This is a genomic window from Paenibacillus piri (assembly GCF_004354045.1).
Classification (GTDB): Bacteria; Bacillota; Bacilli; order Paenibacillales; family NBRC-103111; genus Paenibacillus_S; species Paenibacillus_S piri.
In genome coordinates, this window is record NZ_SMRT01000013.1 from 77,309 (window position 1) to 96,983 (window position 19,675).

At 46.0% G+C, this 19,675-nt stretch carries 16 protein-coding genes; 12 read left to right on the top strand and 4 right to left on the bottom strand.

What is annotated here, in order from left to right; all coding sequences use genetic code 11:
- Nucleotides 1–165 precede the first annotated feature (165 nt).
- On the bottom strand, nt 166–339 hold the full coding sequence (locus E1757_RS23620; protein ID WP_133232753.1) for an Arc family DNA-binding protein: 174 nt from the start codon (nt 337–339) through the stop codon (nt 166–168).
- Nucleotides 340–491: 152 nt separating this feature from the next.
- Between E1757_RS23620 and E1757_RS23625 the strand changes: the two genes are divergently transcribed.
- The 6 genes from E1757_RS23625 (at nt 492) to ahpF (ending at nt 7,499) form a co-directional block, all read left to right on the top strand.
- The gene (locus E1757_RS23625) at nt 492–812 is read left to right on the top strand and encodes a hypothetical protein (protein WP_133232755.1); all 321 of its coding nucleotides are present in this window, start codon (nt 492–494) and stop codon (nt 810–812) included.
- 248 nt (nt 813–1,060) lie between these two features.
- On the top strand, nt 1,061–2,518 hold the full coding sequence (locus tag E1757_RS23630; RefSeq protein ID WP_133232757.1) for a sulfatase: 1,458 nt from the start codon (nt 1,061–1,063) through the stop codon (nt 2,516–2,518).
- A 330-nt stretch (nt 2,519–2,848) separates the two neighbouring features.
- Nucleotides 2,849–3,301 (top strand): helix-turn-helix domain-containing protein, encoded by a 453-nt coding sequence (locus E1757_RS23635; protein ID WP_133232759.1) that lies wholly within the window; start codon nt 2,849–2,851, stop codon nt 3,299–3,301.
- A 408-nt stretch (nt 3,302–3,709) separates the two neighbouring features.
- A complete protein-coding gene (locus tag E1757_RS23640) occupies nt 3,710–5,224 on the top strand; it encodes a malate:quinone oxidoreductase (protein WP_133232761.1) in 1,515 nt (504 codons plus the stop codon).
- 168 nt (nt 5,225–5,392) lie between these two features.
- Entirely contained in the window at nt 5,393–5,956 is a 564-nt protein-coding gene (gene ahpC / locus E1757_RS23645) for an alkyl hydroperoxide reductase subunit C (protein ID WP_133232763.1), read from the top strand.
- Between the two features lie 13 nt (nt 5,957–5,969).
- A complete protein-coding gene (ahpF, locus tag E1757_RS23650; protein WP_133232765.1) occupies nt 5,970–7,499 on the top strand; it encodes an alkyl hydroperoxide reductase subunit F in 1,530 nt (509 codons plus the stop codon).
- A 74-nt stretch (nt 7,500–7,573) separates the two neighbouring features.
- On the opposite strand, the gene E1757_RS23655 is transcribed toward ahpF, so the two are convergent.
- The 3 genes from E1757_RS23655 to E1757_RS23665 all read right to left on the bottom strand — a co-directional run bounded on the left by E1757_RS23655 (nt 7,574) and on the right by E1757_RS23665 (nt 10,782).
- Nucleotides 7,574–8,665, bottom strand: coding sequence for a TetR/AcrR family transcriptional regulator (locus E1757_RS23655; RefSeq protein WP_133232767.1), 1,092 nt, complete (start codon nt 8,663–8,665; stop codon nt 7,574–7,576).
- 73 nt (nt 8,666–8,738) lie between these two features.
- A complete protein-coding gene (locus E1757_RS23660) occupies nt 8,739–9,710 on the bottom strand; it encodes an aromatic ring-hydroxylating oxygenase subunit alpha (RefSeq protein ID WP_133232769.1) in 972 nt (323 codons plus the stop codon).
- A 64-nt stretch (nt 9,711–9,774) separates the two neighbouring features.
- Nucleotides 9,775–10,782 (bottom strand): ABC transporter substrate-binding protein, encoded by a 1,008-nt coding sequence (locus tag E1757_RS23665; RefSeq protein WP_133232771.1) that lies wholly within the window; start codon nt 10,780–10,782, stop codon nt 9,775–9,777.
- A 319-nt stretch (nt 10,783–11,101) separates the two neighbouring features.
- On the opposite strand from E1757_RS23665, the gene E1757_RS23670 reads away from it, so the two are divergent.
- The 6 genes from E1757_RS23670 (at nt 11,102) to E1757_RS23695 (ending at nt 19,613) form a co-directional block, all read left to right on the top strand.
- On the top strand, nt 11,102–12,694 hold the full coding sequence (locus tag E1757_RS23670) for an ATP-binding protein (protein ID WP_133232773.1): 1,593 nt from the start codon (nt 11,102–11,104) through the stop codon (nt 12,692–12,694).
- Nucleotides 12,695–13,007: 313 nt separating this feature from the next.
- Nucleotides 13,008–13,382 carry a penicillinase repressor BlaI gene (blaI, locus tag E1757_RS23675; protein WP_133232775.1) on the top strand — a complete coding sequence of 125 codons (375 nt, stop codon included), beginning with the start codon at nt 13,008–13,010 and terminating at the stop codon, nt 13,380–13,382.
- A gap of 69 nt (nt 13,383–13,451) precedes the next feature.
- A complete protein-coding gene (locus E1757_RS23680; RefSeq protein WP_133232777.1) occupies nt 13,452–15,029 on the top strand; it encodes a M56 family metallopeptidase in 1,578 nt (525 codons plus the stop codon).
- Between the two features lie 222 nt (nt 15,030–15,251).
- Complete coding sequence (locus E1757_RS23685; RefSeq protein ID WP_133232779.1) at nt 15,252–17,570, top strand: helix-turn-helix domain-containing protein; 2,319 nt, start codon at nt 15,252–15,254, stop codon at nt 17,568–17,570.
- Nucleotides 17,571–17,743: 173 nt separating this feature from the next.
- A complete protein-coding gene (locus E1757_RS23690) occupies nt 17,744–18,721 on the top strand; it encodes an ABC transporter permease (protein ID WP_246079435.1) in 978 nt (325 codons plus the stop codon).
- 10 nt (nt 18,722–18,731) lie between these two features.
- Nucleotides 18,732–19,613: a carbohydrate ABC transporter permease gene (locus E1757_RS23695; RefSeq protein ID WP_133232781.1), complete on the top strand. Its 882-nt coding sequence runs from the start codon at nt 18,732–18,734 to the stop codon at nt 19,611–19,613.
- The last annotated feature ends 62 nt before the right edge of the window (nt 19,614–19,675 follow it).

Here is a 19,675-nt window from a genome sequence, read left to right on the forward strand (position 1 = left end):
GGGCTGCAACCATTCCCTGCGCGATTTGATGAATTCTCCCAATGGGGGAAAGCACGGTTCGTTTTCATGTATGTCACTTCCGCATTTAAATGGATAAACAAAAAGACGTTAGTGGAAGCTGCCCTATTCGGAACAGGCCATCCGGTAGACGTCTCTGGACTCGGTTTATTTTTCAATTTGAATAATCCCGTTCTTACGCTCAAATTCATCGATATGTTGTTCGATGAGATATTCAATTTGCATGGCAATGGAACGTTTGTTTTTATCCGCAATCATTTTGATTTTCTCAAAATTTTCTTCTTCTAACCGCAAGGTAAAGACTCGTTTATTAGTGGCCATAAAAGCTAATACCTCTTCAAAGTGATGTCATTATTATACCAATATGAATGTTGTGGATATACGCTCACATTGACATCAAAGTGAAGTCACCCTACAATAACTAATATCGAGCATTCACTTTGATGTCACTTTTTGAGGGGAAGTGTCAGAGTTTGATAAAGAATCTTGGTACTTATTTGCATGATTTTATTGCTATGAGAACAGAAGAAATCGGGAGCAACGTTTTGAAGCAAGATGCGGGATATCAAGAGTTATCTAAAGAACTTCAATTCTTGTTAAAAGAGATTTTTAAGTGTGTTCCAATAGACCGACACCCGGTCATATTTGCTTATGAAGAAAAAGAACAAGCTCAACTGGCGTTAGTCGTTGAAATTATGTACAAGCAGGGACTGATAGATGGAGTATACTTAAATCGAAGATTGTCAGGAGTGACGGTAAATGAGGATGAATTTTGTTCTCACAGCGTAGATTGAGGAATGGCAAAACGAAACTAAGTCCAAGTTTTAAGCCATGCCGTTTCCTGTAGAAATTATAGATATGTCCGTAGAGATCTAAGGTTTCCCTCAGCCCGTCCGGTTTATAATGAAGGTACGAAAGAAAAAGGAACAACATCGCCTGGAAACCACTGCGTTACAGAACCCCGATGGGACGTAGGAGGTCATCCACGAAGGTGTTTGGCAGCCTGTGGGCTGGTCCGGAGTATTGACACGGAGGGATTTACGTGAAAACAGTGTTTATTTTAATGGACTCGTTAAATCGCCATTACTTGAATGCATATGGGTCTTCTTGGGTAGAAACGCCTAATATCGATCGCTTGGCGAAGAGAGGGGTGGTTTTCGACAACCATTATTCCGGTTCTCTACCGTGTATGCCTGCCCGCCGGGAAATCATGACGGGTCGTCTCAATTTCCTGGAATCACGCTGGTGTCCGCTTCAGCCCTTTGACGAAGCTTACCCCCGAGAGCTGAATAAACAATCCGGGACCTACAGCCATATGATCACGGATCACTACCATTACTTTGAGGCGGCTGGTTCAGGCTATCAGGCACCTTTTAACACATGGGAGCTTATGCGCGGCCAAGAAGGCGACCATTGGCAGCCTCGCGTGAAGGATCCCGAGATTCCCGTATATCGCGGAAAAAACCGCCGGCAGGACTGGGTCAACCGACTCAGCATGGATCTCGAAAGAGATGAAGATTACCCGACCCCGCAATGCTTTATGCGGGCTATTGATTTTTTGCAAAATAATCACGACCAAGATAACTGGCTGCTGCACTTGGAAGTATTCGATCCTCACGAACCGTTCGTTTGTCCGCAGAAATACCGCGAACTTTATGCCGATAACTGGAGCGGGCCGTACCATTTCGATTGGCCTAACTATGCACCTGTTGATACGGAATACGAAGGCCCCGATGCGATCGACCATATCCGTAAAGGCTACGCTGGAACTTTGACAATGGCTGACGTTTGGCTGGGGAAGTTTCTTGACAAGATGGATGAGCTTGAATTATGGAAAGACACGACCGTTATTTTGACGACGGATCACGGGCATTTACTCGGAGAACACGGGTATTGGGCCAAAAACTACATGTTCGATTATCGGAAGCTGGCGCATATTCCTCTTATTGCATACCGGCCCGGTTCGCCGATGAACGGGAAAAGGGTGCAGGCGCTCACCACGACCATTGATTTGATGCCTACACTGTTGGAGCTGCACGGAGCCGTTCCGTCCGGGTACGTGCAAGGGAAATCGTTGGTGCACTTGCTGGAAAAAGACGAGAAACACCATGATGCGGTTCTCTACGGCTACTTCGCCAAAGACATTAGCCTGACCGATGGCCGTTACACGTACACCCGGCAGCCGCTTCGTGATTCAGTTGCCTACCATTATACGGCGACTCCGGTTATATCCGCTCAAACGCCGGAACAGTATGAACATGCCGAGCTCGGGAAATTTTTGCCGCAAACACGGATGCCGGTTTATCGGGTACCGGAAGCATCGCGCAGACACCATAACGCGCCGGACCATCATTTATTATACGATATCGGGAAAGATCCTGAGCAAACGTCGGCAATTCGGGATCATGCTTTGGAAGAGCATTACGCCTCCAAGCTCCTCCAATTGCTGAAACAGTACCAAGCGCCGGAATGGCAGTATGCGAGAATGGGCTATATTTAATTAATTTTGTTTTCGCGGTATTCGAAAATTAAGGGAATATATTCCGTATTATTACTAAAGGAGCTGCCGCGGCATGCTCCTTTAGTATTTTTTCACTATATCGCCGTTTCTTGCTTTAGCCATTACGGCTGCTGGCGATCCCACGGATTGAAATCTGTACTCATCTGCCAACGCGCGAATGTAGCGCATTATCGCTCAAATGATGACTAAACTAGGATTTATAGATAACGGCAACTTGAGGTTGCGGGGTATTGCAACTAAAGTTATCTTTACATTTAGCACTGGGTTTAACAATATTGAGGTATAGATCGTAGGAAGGTGATTGCCGAGATGATTTTTGGAGAGAAGTTGAAAAGTGAGAGAAAGAATAAAGGCTGGTCTCAAGAAGAGTTAGCGGAAAAGCTGTTTGTAAGTCGACAGTCCGTTTCTAAATGGGAAAATGGTCAAAATTATCCAAGCATTGAAATCATTATTAAAGTAAGTGATCTCTTTGGTCTAACCATTGATGAATTATTAAGGAGTGATGAGGAGTTGAAACAGAAAGTGATAAAGGATAGTAAGCAGCTGGCATATCCTAAACTTAAATTTATATTTGATGTTTTATTTTTAATAGGTGTTGCTCTTTTGATAATAAAACTAGGTATTATTGCCCTAAACAAATTTACAACTTTAGATTTTACTTTGTATGGCGGATCGTTTTTTTGGAATTTTGGATCTTTAATTTTAATGATCGGCGCAGGGATTGGTTCCAACATTGTGAAAGAAAAATATAAACAAGATTAAAATAAAAAGTACGGTATCATAAGTGACGGTTAAATTTTTCGGTGCCTCTCTTTGCAGGAGAACGTAGGATGGTATGCTTGCTACCGGAAAGTGGAGCATTTTTTATGTCCAAAATAAGCCAGTACAGCGCAACAAACGGCAAACCAAAGCCACAATCCTTGCAAGCAGCTGGGTTAAGGCCTTGGTTTTTGTGTGTTTGTCATCACTGAAATTTACCGTCTTTTAAATAGCATCTAACTATCATATAATAGTAAGTATCTTAATCTATAATTAATAGTGGCACAATATGATCAGGTTATAATTAATCCAGAAAAGGTGTGTGATTAGGCCGCACCCTGACTTGCTATGGAGCCTGAGCAGGAGTGCCTACATCTTTTCTTCAAATATTAGCGTGTTAGGACGGTAAAAATGAGTAACAGACAAACCAAAACAGACGTTATCTTAATTGGTGCAGGAATTATGAGTGCGACTTTAGGGTCACTGCTGAAAGAATTAGTGCCAGACTGGGAAATTACAGTGTTTGAGAGGCTTGCAAACGCAGGTGAGGAAAGCTCTAACGAATGGAATAATGCGGGAACGGGACATGCTGCACTGTGCGAGCTTAACTACACAAGCGAAAAACCGGACGGATCTATAGATATTAGCAAAGCTATAAAAATTAATGAACAGTTTCAGGTTTCAAAGCAGTTTTGGTCTTATCTTGTAAACAGCAAGCTGATAAGCAATCCGCAGGACTTTATCATGTCGTTGCCTCATATGAGTTTGGTACAAGGGGAAAAAGATGTAACGTTTTTAAAGAAACGTTTTGAAGCGATGTCCAACAATCCTCTGTTTCAAGGTATGGAATTTTCTGATGACCCTGCAAAACTGATGGAATGGCTTCCGCTTGTTATGACAGACCGTACATCGAATGAGCCTATAGCGGCAACAAAAATCGACTCTGGAACGGACGTCAACTTTGGCGCTTTAACGCGGATGTTGTTTGACCATTTAAAGAGTAAAAGCGTCGATATAAACTACGAACATAGTGTTGATGATATTAAACGTGCTGGCGACGGCTCGTGGGAATTGAAAGTGAAGAATCTCAGTAGCGGCAGCGTCGAACGCCATACGGCGAAATTCGTCTTTATCGGAGGCGGAGGCGGAAGCCTGCATTTGCTGCAAAAATCGGGTATTCCTGAAGGGAAACATATCGGCGGATTCCCGGTAAGCGGAATATTCATGGTGTGCAATAATCCGGATGTTGTGGCGCAGCATCATGCCAAAGTATACGGTAAAGCTAAGCTTGGCGCTCCGCCAATGTCTGTTCCGCATCTTGACACACGATATATCGACAATAAAAAATCGTTGCTATTTGGACCGTTTGCCGGCTTCTCGCCAAAGTTCTTAAAAACGGGTTCAATGTTCGATTTAGTCACTTCCGTAAAACCGAATAATGTCTTAACGATGCTGGCGGCAGGCGCAAAAGAGATGTCATTGACAAAATACTTGATCCAGCAAGTGATGTTATCGAAAGAACAGCGCATGGAAGAGTTGCGCGAGTTTATCCCGAACGCGAAAAGCGAGGATTGGGATTTAGTCGTAGCGGGCCAGCGTGTACAAGTTATCAAAGATACAGAAGCAGGCGGCAAAGGAACGCTTCAATTCGGTACGGAAGTGATTACTGCCGCTGATGGATCGATAGCCGCATTGCTCGGCGCTTCTCCAGGCGCTTCTACAGCCGTTTCCGTCATGCTTGAGATAATAAAAAAATGCTTCCCGCAACATATAAAAGCGTGGGAACTGAAAATAAAAGAAATGATTCCTTCTTATGGCGTGTCACTCTTGAAAAACCCGGAGCTTATCCACGAAGTTCATATTTCAACAGCGCGGACGCTTGGTCTAAACAGTGAACTGCACCCTGTCAAGACTGAGGCCGTCTAGCTTTGCCCGCAATCTTTCGTAACTGGTGGCGTCCGGAAATCCGGGCGCTTTTCATTTTCGCTGCCAAAGTCCCGCGATCTTCATCATACCTTCATGATTTTCACGCCTATCTGTGTTATCATTGCTATATTAACGAATTTCAACCAAATTTAAGGAGGAAAAATCAATATGTCTCTAATCGGAACAGAAGTGCTACCATTTAAAGCATCGGCTTATCACAACGGTAAATTTATCGACGTTACGGAAGCTGACTTCAAGGGGAAATGGAGTGTCGTTTGTTTTTACCCGGCCGACTTCACGTTCGTATGCCCGACGGAGCTCGAGGATCTGCAAAATCAATATGAAACATTAAAAAGCCTCGGCGTTGAAGTTTACTCCGTTTCTACAGATACTCATTTCACGCATAAAGCATGGCACGATAGCTCCGAGACGATCCGCAAAATCACTTATATCATGATCGGTGATCCTTCTCATACGATCTCCCGCAATTTCGATGTGTTGATCGAAGCCGACGGTCTTGCCGATCGCGGTACGTTCATTATCGATCCGGACGGCGTGATCCAAGCCATCGAGATCAATGCTGGCGGCATCGGCCGCGATGCAAGCATTCTGGTGAACAAGATCAAGGCTGCCCAGTATGTTCGGAACAATCCGGGCGAAGTATGCCCTGCGAAGTGGCAAGAAGGTTCCGCAACGCTGAAGCCAAGCCTCGATCTTGTCGGAAAGATCTAAGGAGCGAAAACTTATGGCACTGGACGCAGATATCAAAGCACAGCTAAGTCAATACCTGCAGCTCATGGAAGGCGATGTGCAGATCAAAGTGAGTGCGGGGTCCGATGCCGTATCCCTTGATATGCTGGCGCTGGTGGATGAAATCGTCGGTTTATCCTCCAAGATCACGGTGGAGAAAACCGAATTGTCCCGAACGCCGAGTTTCAGTGTAAACCGTACGGGCGAAGACACGGGGGTTGCTTTTGCCGGCATCCCCTTAGGACATGAGTTTACTTCCTTGGTGCTTGCGCTGCTGCAAACCAGCGGAAGGCCTCCTAAGGTGGAACAACACCTCATAGATCAGATCAAGAGCATCCGCGGCGAATATCGCTTCGAGACATACGTCAGCCTGAGCTGCCACAACTGTCCCGACGTCGTGCAGGCACTGAATCTGATGAGCATCCTCAATTCTGGCATCTCGCATACCATGATCGACGGTGCGGCATACAAAGATGAGGTTGAAAGTAAAGACGTCATGGCTGTACCTTCGGTTTACCTCAACGGGGAATTTTTCGGCAGCGGCCGAATGTCGCTAGAAGAGATACTCGCCAAGCTGGAGGGCGCTCCCGATGCATCCGAATTTGCGAATAAGGAGCCGTTCGACGTGCTTGTCGTCGGAGGCGGCCCCGGCGGCGCCAGCGCGGCGATTTATGCGGCGCGCAAAGGCATTCGTACCGGGATTGTCGCCGAGCGTTTCGGCGGTCAGGTTATGGACACTTTGGGCATCGAGAACTTCATCAGCGTCAAATATACCGAAGGTCCCAAGCTTGTGGCGAGCCTGGAGGAACATGTCAAAGAATACGGCATCGACGTGATGAAGCTCCAGCGCGCTAAGCGCTTGGAAAAGAAAAATCTCATTGAAGTTGAGCTGGAGAACGGGGCTGTGCTGAAGAGCAAAACCGTTATTCTCTCAACCGGCGCGCGTTGGCGTAATGTTGGCGTTCCCGGCGAAGCGGAATTCAAGAATAAAGGCGTAGCCTACTGCCCTCATTGCGACGGCCCTTTGTTTACAGGAAAACATGTAGCCGTGATCGGCGGTGGCAATTCCGGTATCGAGGCGGCCATTGATCTTGCCGGCATCGTGAAGCATGTGACGGTGCTCGAGTTCATGCCCGAGCTGAAGGCCGATGACGTCCTGCAGAAGCGTCTCTACAGTCTCCCGAACGTAACGGTCCATAAGAACGTTCAAACCAAAGAGATTACCGGCACGGACAAAGTCAACGGGATTACCTACGTCGAACGCGATTCTGGAGCTGAGCATCATGTCGAATTAGAGGGTGTGTTTGTTCAGATCGGTCTTGTTCCCAATACCGATTGGTTAGCCGATACGGTTGAACGCACGCGCTTCGGCGAGATCGTTGTGGATCGTCACGGCGCTACGAACGTACCCGGTGTGTTTGCCGCAGGCGACTGTACCAATAGTCCCTATAAGCAGATCATCATTTCGATGGGATCGGGTGCAAATGCAGCCTTAGGCGCGTTCGATTATCTCATACGAAATTAACAATCAACTTGCGAACACAAAGATAAAGCCCCTGTCTTAGGGGCTTTTTCGTATTTTCTGCAGTTTGGCCATGTTTATGCCATCGACCTAACCAGTATATGGAAACGCTTAAAATATTCATGCTCGAGCTGGCCGCCGGTTCGCGGGAAGGTGTAGCCGCCCAGGCGGTTAATATGCTCTTCAATGATTTTTTGCAGCAGTAAAGAAGGCGGTTCAACGCCTATAACCCAAACGCCTACACATAGCCCGGTAATTAATGCCGGATTAGCGGTCCATTCTTGCAGGAGTTCAAGCAGCCAATCGGGCATTTCCCCATACCGGCTTGGTACAATCAGTACGGCTCCGCGAATATGAAGGGGCGGTTCTTTGAGTTGTTGTACGCCCGTTAGGTGTGTTACTTTTAGATCTTGATATTTGGATAAGTGATCCCGGATGGCTTCTGCTGCTTCCCCGTATTCCGGCAGCTCCGTTGGAGGAATCCATACGGAGAGCGGAATGCTGCCTTCATTTGGAGGAACGGCAAGCAAAGAAGCTTTTTCGTCATGAAGCTTGAATGCTCCGTTTAATACTATTTCTGTAATTTGTTCCGCTATTTCATGTTGGAGCTTTGACGGCTCCCCTTCGCTTTTTAATAAATAGGCCAGATCCTCCGGGCTTTTGCTGTAAAAATGTTGGATCATGGCCCAGATCAAATAAAGTAACGTATTCACATTTACGGCAGGATTAAGGTGGCCGGTTCTTTGCCAAGCGATAAAAGCGCGTATTTTCTCTTTGACATCAATTTCAAAGAAAGGGAGGGCAAACAAATCTCTCCCCTCCAGCTCCTCCCATTTTGCGAGCTTATACAGGCTTGGATAACGGAAATGATAAGCACAGTGGGTGTGTATAAACTGGCGAAGTATTTGTCTCGGGTTATCGCCGATCCATTGTGTGCTTTGAACATGGACCTGCCATTTCCCAATCAGAAGCGCAAGCACAGCCTGATAAAGCTTTTCTTTGTTTTCATAGTAATAGTGGACGAGCGCTTGGTTGACCTTCGCCAATTTAGCGATCTCGCTTATTCGTGTGCCGGCATAACCTTTCCGGGAAAAAACGGCTTCCGCAGCTTCTAAGATCGTTTCCTGAACGGTTAGTTGGTCTTTGTTCCCATTTTCTACATGTTCCATTGATTAGCACTCCAATGATTAAAATCGACTACAACGAATATATCGTCAGGTTTGGCCGGTGTCAATCTGCTGGCTATGCAGTTCCGATGCTGACGTTCATCTCTTTGAGCATCTTCCGGTAAGCGATGCTTAAGCGGTCGGCGGGCAGATGCAGCTCCTCCTGCAGGTCCAGAGGCAGCAGTTCGGGGCGTTGGTTTTCCAATACGGATGTATCCTCGTTAAAAATCATCGATTGCCGTTCCGCAAACTCTTCATTGGTCACATGTTTGTTGTAATTCATAGATCCGCAAATAAACGCCTTGGAGGATACGGGACCTTCCGGCAAGACGGCCAGCATCATGGAATAACATTCGGACGGATGCTTGCCCGTTTTCTTGAAACGCACTACAGACGGTTTCAATATTTCATATACATAGTCCGTCAAATAGGCCATTCCACGACCGTCAGGGTCAGGCTGGAAAACCGAGATTGTATCGGTAACAAGACGGCTATCCACTTTGTGTACAGCATAATCGGTTATTTCGGAGTGGGCCGGGTCTCCGAGAGAGCCGGCATGCAGAAAAGCTAAATGTCCGACATCAAGAAAATTTTCCACTACGCGCGGCATCGAGGCGTGAACTTGATAAGGGCCGCAGAAAAAGGTTTTATAGTCAGGATCCTCATATTCTATATACGGCGGAAGAGTGGCCGGATCATCCCCGTTCAGATTTACCCAAACCAGCCCTCTAGCCTCTGTGCATCCGTAGGGTACAGCACAGGCTTTAGGCGGAATTTGGCGGGAAGCGGGCTGCTGGGGGATTGCCGTGCATTTTCCGCTGCCGTCGTAACGCCAGCCGTGATAGGGGCACATGATTTCGTCCCCGATCATTTTTCCTTGAGATAAAGCAGCCCCGCGATGAATACATAAATCCTTTAAGGCCTTCACTCCTTGGGCGGTCCGAAATACGACCACCCTTTCTCCAAGCACTACTGCGCTGATAGGGTCCTTCTGAAGATCTTTGGAGAAGGAAACGGGAAGCCATTGATTTGCCAATACGGAATCCATATCATGTCACATCCTGTTTGATATTTGGAAGACTGCCATTTCAATTTATAACCTATTCTAATAACTATTCCGGCTTAGGAATGAATTTGGTCGTAAATACATGTTTGACTTCATCGGTGTTAGGGATAATCCCGATAGCAACCAATTGCTTAGCCAGATCCATCCAACGCTCCTCCGTCATCGTTCCTACACCTCCCTTAACCGCGTCTCCCGAGAAGATCAGATCCATCTCGCTTTCGGCAGTCGCTTTCATGCTGTCCAAGGAAATCTCCGGATTAATTTTATGAATCACAGGGTTAATTTCCTCGTAGCCGGTTTTGTAATAAGTCCAGCCTTTGGCCGTTGCCTCGACAAATGCTTTGACTACTTCGGGTTTTTCTTTGATTATCTTTTCTGTAGTAAACAGGACGTTGGCATAAGGGCGGTAACCTGAATCATAGACAGGGAGGAATTGTACATCTACATTTTTTGTTTTAAAAATATAAGGGTCGGAGGTGGTATAACTTTGAATGGCGGCATTGCTGTCATTGATAAAACCGGTGTAATTGCCGGTAAAGGCCATCTCCTTAACGTTATTGAGCTTATAAGCTTTTTTCAGATATTCCCAATACATGGCCCCTTGCGCTACATAGACTGTACGCCCGCTCAAATCGTTAAAGCTCTGCAGCGGCTTCCCGCTGTGATACATAATGGCTTGGGGATCCTTCTGAAAATCGGCGAAAATCCCTACGACCGGTATACCCTCCTTGCGGGCAACAAGCAGCTCGTCACCTTGCGCCATCCCGAAATTCGCCTTGCCCGAGGTCACCTGCAGAATGGACGATACCTGCGGTCCTCCCGGTTCAATCGTCATATCCAAACCGTTGTCTTTGTAAAATCCTTTCTCGAGTGCGGCATACAACCCTCCATGCTCAGGTTCTGCAAACCAATTAGTGACCACAACTTCCTTTGTCAGCGCCTTTGGAGGGGGGGCGCCGTTTCCGCAGCCATTCAGAATCGTTGTCAGTAAAACTACAGCCAGTGCTGCGGTTATACGGGAAACGCTTGTTGTTGCCGGGTGTCTCCGTTTCATTCACGATCACCTCATCTAATTTAATCGTTCGGTTAAACTAAACAGTTAACTAATAACGACATTATAGTAGAATGGTCATGTTTGTGTCAATTAAAATAACATCAAAAAAATTAAAGCGAAAAAAGTATCCGAGTGTTATCTTTATGTAATAATATATTCCACATAGTTGAAAATAATATTTGTATCAGATGGAAAAATGTAAGTAGAAATAGTAAAATCCCAAGATTTGTAACGCGTTTGTAAGAAAATCTATGTAACTGTACCAAGTTTACGGTATTATAAATAAGAACAATCATGATTGTAAGAGGGTGACGCGCCTATGGATGACAAAAAGAAACAAAATGACAGAGCGCACGAACAGCTGGAGCGATTGTCTGCAATTGGACAAATATCTGCCGGTATTGCTCATGAGATTCGTAATCCATTGACATCGGTTAAAGGATTTTTACAGCTCTTGCAAAAGGAACACGATAGCCGTTATTGGGAAATCATTAATTCCGAATTGGAACAAGCCATTTCCACCGTGCAAAATTTGCTCGCTGTTTCCAAGCCTGAGAAGAACGATGAGAATTGGTCCTCGGTCAATTTGTGTGAAATTCTTGAGAATACGCTGTCACTTTTTGACCATGAAATGTATCGAGTTAAGGTGGAAAAGCGCTTTTATAATACGGCTTCCATGGTTTTGGGCAAACGGAACCAGTTGAAACGGGCGATCTTTAACTTGTTAAAAAACGCTTTTGAGGCCATTGAAGGCGAAGGAACGATCACAGTTGAACATTTCAGGTCGGACAATAAAGTTTGCTTCCGCATTCGCGATACGGGCAAAGGAATACCTAAAGACAAGCTCTCGATGTTAGGGACTCCGTTCTTCTCCACAAAAACGGATACAGGCACCGGGCTTGGTTTGTCGCAGGTGTACAGCACCTTCTATGAGCATAAGGCGACCATTAATGTGGAAAGTCTTGAACACCAGGGCACCGAATTTACAATCCAGATTCCGATGATAGACCGATTTTTGGAGGATAAAATGCAAATGGAGCTAACCATCGACAACACCATGAGTGTTGGGGAGTTTTTTGACGCCAATCGGCAGTTATTTAACCGTCAGTTGGAGATAGAAGCGCAGAACAGCTTCGAGATTGTGGATTCTCTTAAATTTGTAACGACACAAGATTTGCTGGACCATGCGAATCAGATTTTATCGCTCATCCACGATGGAATGACACAGGAAATTATCCAATTAGCCCAAGAACGGGGGATGGTCTGGGCGAAATCCGATGTTCCGATCATGATGAAGATGGAATGGTTTTATGCCTTGCGCAAAGTGATATGGTTGTTTCTCCGCCAATATCATCTGCACGCCGGAATTTCGCCGGAGGAAGTGTTTGACTTGTCCGAACGGATAAACGACGCGTTAGACAATTTTATCATTCAGTTTAATGTCGTCTTTACGAAATACAGAGAAGAGGTGATCAAATCGAAGCAGGCGATTATTGACGAATTGACCGTTCCTTTAATCCCGATTTTTAACCAGATTGCCGTGCTGCCCTTGATCGGTACGCTTGACGAACCGCGCATGAGCAGAGTGGAAGAGAAGCTGCTGGAAGAAATCGAAAAGCGAAATATTCAAAAGATATTCATCGATATGTCCGGAGCCGCTTTGTTGAATGCCGATATTTTCCTCAAAGTTATCCGTATTATCGAAGGTACTAATCTTCTCGGATGCCAAGCCGTAGTCACCGGAATCAGCGCGAAGTTAGCGAAAATCATCCTTGATTTGAATGATTCGATCAAAGATAAGCTGGTGGTTCAAAGCACGCTGCAGCAGGCGCTGCTTAAAGAATCGCTGTGCTCTGATGGGCTGATTCCAACGGACTCTCAGAGCAAGGGCCAGCCGAACCCGGCAGGATAAAGAGAGCTGCCGCGGCAGCTCTTTATTGCTTTTTCGCCATCCGGCATTAGTTTACAGTGTCGATTATGTTCTGTTTAATCTATCGGTAATCTGACTTGCGCATACCCCGAATTCAGTCGTATCCATCCCTTTAACTTCTACTAGTTCGATAATTAAAGATATGTCGATTTTAAATTGCTTGATCATGGATTGAGCAGTTTTTTTCGACGTTCGAACATCAATTTGGAAATGATTTGAATTTGACAATCGTGGATTACAGGTGTAATATTACTTTGTATTACGTATGTAATCAATAATTCGAGGAGGTAAAACGATGCAAAGCGTTCCCCATATATCCGATGCGGAATGGGAAGTCATGAAAGTGCTCTGGGCCAAGACACCATGTACGGCCAATGAAGTGATTGAGGCTTTGGAAGATCATACGGATTGGAAACCGAAAACAGTCAGAACGCTTTTAAACAGATTAGTCCAGAAACAAGCTATTTCGTACTCGCAAGAAAACAAGGTGTATGCGTATTTCCCGTTAGTATCCGAAGACGAATGCGTGAAGTCGGAAACCGATTCCTTCCTAAAGAGAATTTACGGCGGCGCATTTAAGCCGATGCTTGTTAACTTTTTGAAAGAAGAGCGGCTTTCTCCGGAAGATATTAAAGAATTGAAAAATATTCTCGATGACAAAACAAAATGAACGATTTGCGGTTTGTCTCATACCTGTTGTTCAGCTCATTGACTCGATTCAGGAAAGGGTAGGGTGAATGTGAATCGACTAACAGAACACCTTATTAATCTCTTCGATTGGGTCTGCTCTGTCTCGATCATGGCAACTGTTTTAGTTATGCTGATTTTGGTGACGCAGCTTGTGCTAAAGCATCGTTTAAAACCAAGATGGCATTACTTGATGTGGTTGTTGGTTGTTTTGCGATTAATGCTGCCATGGGGCCCGGAGAGCGAACTCAGTATTTATAATTGGATCGGTTATACCGAATCCGTTCACTCGGCTGTACAACTTAATCAGGATGAACTACGGACCAGAGCTGTTATGCCGGAATCGCCCGGCCAAGCTATTTACCGGAATGTATTTGTTATATGGCTGGTAGGCGTCTGTTTATTGGGAACTTATACAATATGGATCAACAGGAAATTTGCTCAAAAGATGAAAAAAGAGACGGCCGCGATAACCGATGCAAGAGTACTTGAGCTATTTAATCGATGTAAAAAAATGATGGCGGTACATAAACCCATTGCCCTTATGGAAACGGGTAATTTGGCAACGCCGGCGCTTTTCGGTTTTATCAAACCCCAATTGATCATGCCGCAAACTATTTTAACCGGCTTGAATGACGATCAATTGCAGCATGTGTTTCTGCATGAACTGGCTCACAGCAAACGAAATGATATTGGGGTCAATTGGATCATGCACGGTTTGCTGATTGTTCATTGGTTTAATCCGGTGCTTTGGTATGCGTATCGTCGAATGAGGGAAGACCAGGAAATCGCGAGCGACGCGCTTGCGCTCAGCTGCCTGGCACCTGACAAAACCCGGGATTACGGATATACCCTTATTAAATTGTTGGAAAATTTCTCGCAGCCCGTTCGGGTTGTTGCAGGAAACGTAAATCTGACAGGAAGCAAAACGCAGCTGCAAAGGAGAGTTAAAATGATCAAACAGTTCAAATCAAATTCGTATCGTTGGTCGTTTCTTGGAATGGCAACCTTAATCTTCATAAGCGGATGTACGTTAACGAATCCCAAGGTCAGCCAGACATCCGCACAATTGTCGAGTGGGACCGTTTCCGAAGAAACAGCGACGAAACAATCGGCTTCCGCCGAGCAGCACATAACGAACCCGGAAGACACGGCAAAACAATCGGCTTCCGCCGAGCAGCACATAACGAACCCGGAAGATACGTCGAAACAGACAGCTGTTGCAGAGCAGCAGCCAACGAGCCCGGAAAACGCGCCGAAACTGAAGCCATCCGCAGGGCAGCGGCCAACGACGGCGAATGATCCGTCGAGCCCGCAAGCTCCCTTAGAGGTACAGTCACCGGCTCCGGATGTCAAGCCGAGTCCGAAGGCTCCCGGAGGGGTAATGTCAACTGCGCCGAATGACAGGCCGTCGGAGGACAGTCCAAGAGCGCAAGCTCCTGTAAGGGTACAAGCAGCAGGATCGGATGGCGGATCAAGACCGGCTCCACCCGCAAAGCTGCAGCCAACGGCCACGGAAGACAGGTCGAGAGCAGCGGCTCCTGAAAAGGCGCAGCCAATAGCGTCGGAAGACAGACCGAAAGCGGCGCCGCCAATAATGCTGCAGCCAACGGCTTCAACAGGCGACTAATCGCAACGGTATGTTTAACAAATGACAACGATTAAGAGACCGGCGGCGTTACGCAAAGCGGAAGTATTAAAGCAATATGAAACAAAAAATGCAGCGCGTCTTTATCGAACATTCATTATTAATCCGAATGTCAGTCTCAAGTTAAACCTCCAAATCAAAAAATGCGTACCCGGTCAAAAATAGTTCCTAGCAAACCACAAAGCAGCGGGTTATATTTAATTTATGAAGATAACTAAAAGAAGAATTCCGCAAAAAGCGCTGACCGTATATGTAGCCGTGTTTGTCAGTATTGTCATTCTCACCGTGGGCCTGTCTTATTGGAGTGTAGCCGTTCATGTTAAGGATGATTTGGATACGACCCGGATTGACCTGCTGAAGCAGCTTGGGCAGAAAGTCGATTTGGTGCTCCGCGGCATTGATAAAACGACGTTGAATTTGGTGCAGGAGACGGATGTCGTACGGTTTATGGAGGGCAGCATTTCGGAGGATCAGCAAAAGTACGAGGTGTTTAACAATTTATCCAATACGCTCCGGACGATACTGGATGCCAATAGCATCTTAAGCTCGATCTATCTGTACTCGTCCGGAAACAACCTTATCGCCTCCAGCAGCACATTGGAAAAACGCAGTCAATTCTTCGATCAGGAATGGGTCGATATGTTTCATACAATCAACGATATATCCGTCTGGACAGGCCCGCGCAAAGTAACCTATAACGCCAATACCAGCTACAGCATTAATAAAAATGTCGTCACCCTCATGCGGTCCTATCCGTTAACGGCTACAGGCTCAAGCAAAAAGGGAGCGGTTGCCGCAAATATTAATGAAGAAAAGCTTAATGAGCTTATACGCGATACGAATTCCAGGCTTGGGCAAGTTTTTGTCATGGACGAAAGCGGCATTGTCATTACTCATCAGGATAAAGAACAGCTTTACCGCAATACCGGCAAGGAATGGTTTGGAGACGGCTTCGATCAAATACGCCAAAACGGTCAGCGGGAAATACGGATTGCCGGCAAGAAAGGTCAGGTTTACTACTACACCTCGCCTTATACCGGTTGGATATTTATGAATTTCATGCCCGATGAAAAGCTGGAAGAGCAGTTGGGGGTCATCCGAAATATTTTGCTGACTGTTGCTTTAGGTATGGTCGTTTTTGCATGTATGGCGGCGTTGATGTTAAGCAACCGGTTTTATCGGCCCATGCAGCAAGCCTTACGGAGCATCAGTACACAATTGAAGGGGGATACCGATTCCAGTCCGGGGGAAATGTATGGAAATCTCGATTATTTAGAGAAGAAGTTCAGCCAAGTCATTACAGATAACCGGATAATGATCCAGCAGCTTCGCGACAGCAAACCGGTCATGAAGTGGAGTCTGCTCTTGGACCTTCTATTGGGGAACCGGACCAGTTACGTGGTGGAAAAACCGCTTTTGGACTTTTTGGGCATTCGTTTATTCTCAAGTAATTACATCATAATGGTGGCTGAGTTCGACAAGCCGGAGGAGCTGGGCAGCGAAAGAGATGCACAGTTATATACGTACGGGCTATGCAACATGGCGGAGGAATATATGAATGCTGCAGGTAAAGGGGCTTCTATTCAGCTTGAACCGGGTAAGGCCGCCTTCATTATGAGCTTTGAGGAGAAGAATGCTCCCGGCAATATCGTAACGGCTCTGTCAATAGGCGAGCTGATATGCAGTTCGGTTGAGCAATACTTCCACAAATCGGTTTCTATCGGCTTGAGCAGGCATACGGACAACATGAAGGGGCTCAAACAAGCTTATCTGGAGTCGTTGGAGGCTTTGAAGTACAAGCTGGTGCTTGGAATGAATATGGTTTTATCGATCGAGGATTTAAAGATTGCTTCAAGCGAAAGTACGATTAAAATTTTCGCCACCCGCGAGGGTGTGGCTGAAGCTCTCCGTGAGGGGAACGTAACCAAGACGGGGCAGCTTTTTGACGACCTGTTAAACAAAGCCGTGCAGGAGAACATTCCTCCGGAAACGATGAAGCAGCTTTGCGTCCAAGTATTGGTGGAATCGCTGAGCGAAGCGTTGGAGCTGAATGTAGATGTATCGGAAATAACGAAGAAACACGGCGATTTGTACCAGACCGTCAACGCATCCCAAGAGCTGGCTGAAATACGCGCTTACAGCAAAAACATTTTATTCGAGCTCATCCGGCTCATCCAGGAAAAACGAAGCAGCCGCAGTAAAAACGAGTCCTTTCCCAAAATACTCGACTATATTCACGATAATTATAAACGGGCTGATTTGTCGCTCAATCTGATTGCCGAAAAGTTCGACTTTAGCGTTTCCTACTTAAGCCGGATGTTTAAGGAGCAGATGGAATGCAACTTCCTTGAATATTTGATCGGTATTCGGGTTAAAGCGGCGCAGGAACTGCTGATAAACACCAGTATGAAAATTAATGAGATCGCGGAAGAAGTCGGTTACACGAACAGCTACAGCTTTAACCGGATCTTCAAGAAGCAAACCGGCATGACGCCGGGTGAATATAAAGAGCGTAACAGTTGAGCGACGGACATGGATACATCCCTTTACTTCGGTAGGGGGATTTTTTTATGTCAAAAAGTGCGGGTCAAAAGATGCGGGCAGCCATTTGTCAAAAAGAGCGGCATACATCAAAAGGTGTTCCTATCCAAACGGCAGCCGCAGCACTTACGATAAGGGCAAAGGAGGTTAGCAACTTGCAGCATAACGAACCAAACCCGATGGAAAGGCCATCCATGCTTGCCCCCAAGCCGAATAAGAACACGTGGGCCGTAATCAGAAAGCGGCTCGTTCGGGATCGCAACTTATATCTGATGCTGCTGCCGGTGATCGGTTTCTATTTATTGTTTAAATTAGCTCCGCTCGGAGGAGAAATCATTGCGTTCAAAAATTACCGGTTTGCCGACGGCATATGGGGCAGCGATTGGGTAGGCCTGAAGCATTTCAATAGCTTGTTCGCCAGCAAAGAATTTTATATTGTACTGAAAAATACATTGCTGCTGAATGTGTACAGTCTCGTATTCGGATTCCCGGCTCCGATCATCCTGGCGTTGCTGTTGAATGAAGTTCGGGTAGAGTGGTACAAGCGGATTGTGCAAAATTTTCTGTATCTTCCGCATTTTATATCGTGGGTCGTTCTTGGGGGAGTCCTCATTACGATATTGTCGCCTGCAAGAGGTGTAATCAACAGTATTTTGACCAAGGGCTTAGGGCTTGAACCGGTTTATTTTCTCGGGGATACCTTTTGGTGGCCGATTACGTTCGTGCTGTCCGGAATTTGGCGGGAGGCGGGCTGGGGAACGATTCTATATTTAGCCGCAATGGCTAACGTGGATCCGCAGCTGTATGAAGCAGCCAAGATGGACGGCGCGGGCAAGCTGCGTCAAATATGGCATATTACATTGCCGGGCATACGCAGTACGGTTGCCATACTGTTGATTTTGAAGGTTGGACATATGATGGATGTCGGCTTCGAGCAAATTTTTGTGCTGCAAAATGATATGGTTTTGGGCATTTCCGATGTTATCAGCACCTATGTTTACCGGGTAGGACTTTTGTCGGCTCAATACAGCTACACGACAGCGCTCGGATTGTTCCAATCGCTCATTGCATTAATTCTCGTCATCACCGTGAACAAAATTGTGAAATCACTCGGTGAAAAAGGACTATGGTAGGGGGGAGGACATGATTAAAACAACATTGGCCGGTAGATTGGGCTACAGTCTTATGTATGCAATGCTTGCCGTGTGCGGATTTTGTGCACTATATCCATTAGTCCAGGTTATTGCCGCTTCTTTCAGCAGCAGCAGAGCGATCAGCTCGGGTGAGGTGTACTTGTGGCCGGTAGAGTTCACGGTATTGAACTATCATATTTTATTGAAGGACGGGGCGATCCTAGGCGCTCTCAAGAATACAGTAATCGTGACCGTATTCGGTACCTTGTTCAATATTACCGCGACCGTGCTTGCCGCTTACCCGCTTTCAAAGCCAAGGCTTATGGGCCGCAATTCATTGCTGATGGTCATCACGTTCACGATGCTGTTCACCGGAGGCTTAATTCCCCATTTTATTCTGATTAAAACGCTGGGCTTGATGAATACTTACTGGGCGCTCTGGCTTCCGGCATTAATAAGCACCTATAATATGTTTGTTATGAAAACGTATTTCGAAGGCCTGCCTGTCGAGGTCGAGGAATCGGCTTCTATGGACGGAGCCGGAGATTGGACCGTGTTGACTAAAATTATTTTACCGCTATCCAAGCCGATGTTGGCTGCCTTATCTTTATTTTATGCGGTTTATTGGTGGAATTCGTATTTTAATGTATTGATTTATATTTCCAGTGCCAGGAAAGCAACGATGATGCTGAAGCTGTATCAAATGCTGCAAGGCATGAATGATAAGCTGCAAAATTTGGATACGGCAGTCGTCAGTGTGAACGATATTCCGACGCCGGAAGGCTTAAAGGCCGCCGCTATATTTATCGCGCTGCTGCCGATCCTGTGCTTTTACCCGTTTTTGCAAAAGCATTTTGTAAAAGGTGTTCTTATCGGTTCGGTCAAAGGATAGAGGGAATTCAGCTTATAGTTACGATGCAAGCTTTCTTACGAAAACTCAGCTAATGCTTACGA

Coding starts and splice junctions, on each gene's coding strand:
- E1757_RS23620 (WP_133232753.1), bottom strand. CDS start 339: ATGGCCACTAATAAACGAGTCTTTACCTTGCGGTTAGAAGAAGAAAAT.
- E1757_RS23635 (WP_133232759.1), top strand. CDS start 2,849: ATGATTTTTGGAGAGAAGTTGAAAAGTGAGAGAAAGAATAAAGGCTGG.
- E1757_RS23640 (WP_133232761.1), top strand. CDS start 3,710: ATGAGTAACAGACAAACCAAAACAGACGTTATCTTAATTGGTGCAGGA.
- ahpC (WP_133232763.1), top strand. CDS start 5,393: ATGTCTCTAATCGGAACAGAAGTGCTACCATTTAAAGCATCGGCTTAT.
- ahpF (WP_133232765.1), top strand. CDS start 5,970: ATGGCACTGGACGCAGATATCAAAGCACAGCTAAGTCAATACCTGCAG.
- E1757_RS23655 (WP_133232767.1), bottom strand. CDS start 8,665: ATGGAACATGTAGAAAATGGGAACAAAGACCAACTAACCGTTCAGGAA.
- E1757_RS23660 (WP_133232769.1), bottom strand. CDS start 9,710: ATGGATTCCGTATTGGCAAATCAATGGCTTCCCGTTTCCTTCTCCAAA.
- E1757_RS23665 (WP_133232771.1), bottom strand. CDS start 10,782: ATGAAACGGAGACACCCGGCAACAACAAGCGTTTCCCGTATAACCGCA.
- E1757_RS23670 (WP_133232773.1), top strand. CDS start 11,102: ATGGATGACAAAAAGAAACAAAATGACAGAGCGCACGAACAGCTGGAG.
- blaI (WP_133232775.1), top strand. CDS start 13,008: ATGCAAAGCGTTCCCCATATATCCGATGCGGAATGGGAAGTCATGAAA.
- E1757_RS23685 (WP_133232779.1), top strand. CDS start 15,252: ATGAAGATAACTAAAAGAAGAATTCCGCAAAAAGCGCTGACCGTATAT.
- E1757_RS23695 (WP_133232781.1), top strand. CDS start 18,732: ATGATTAAAACAACATTGGCCGGTAGATTGGGCTACAGTCTTATGTAT.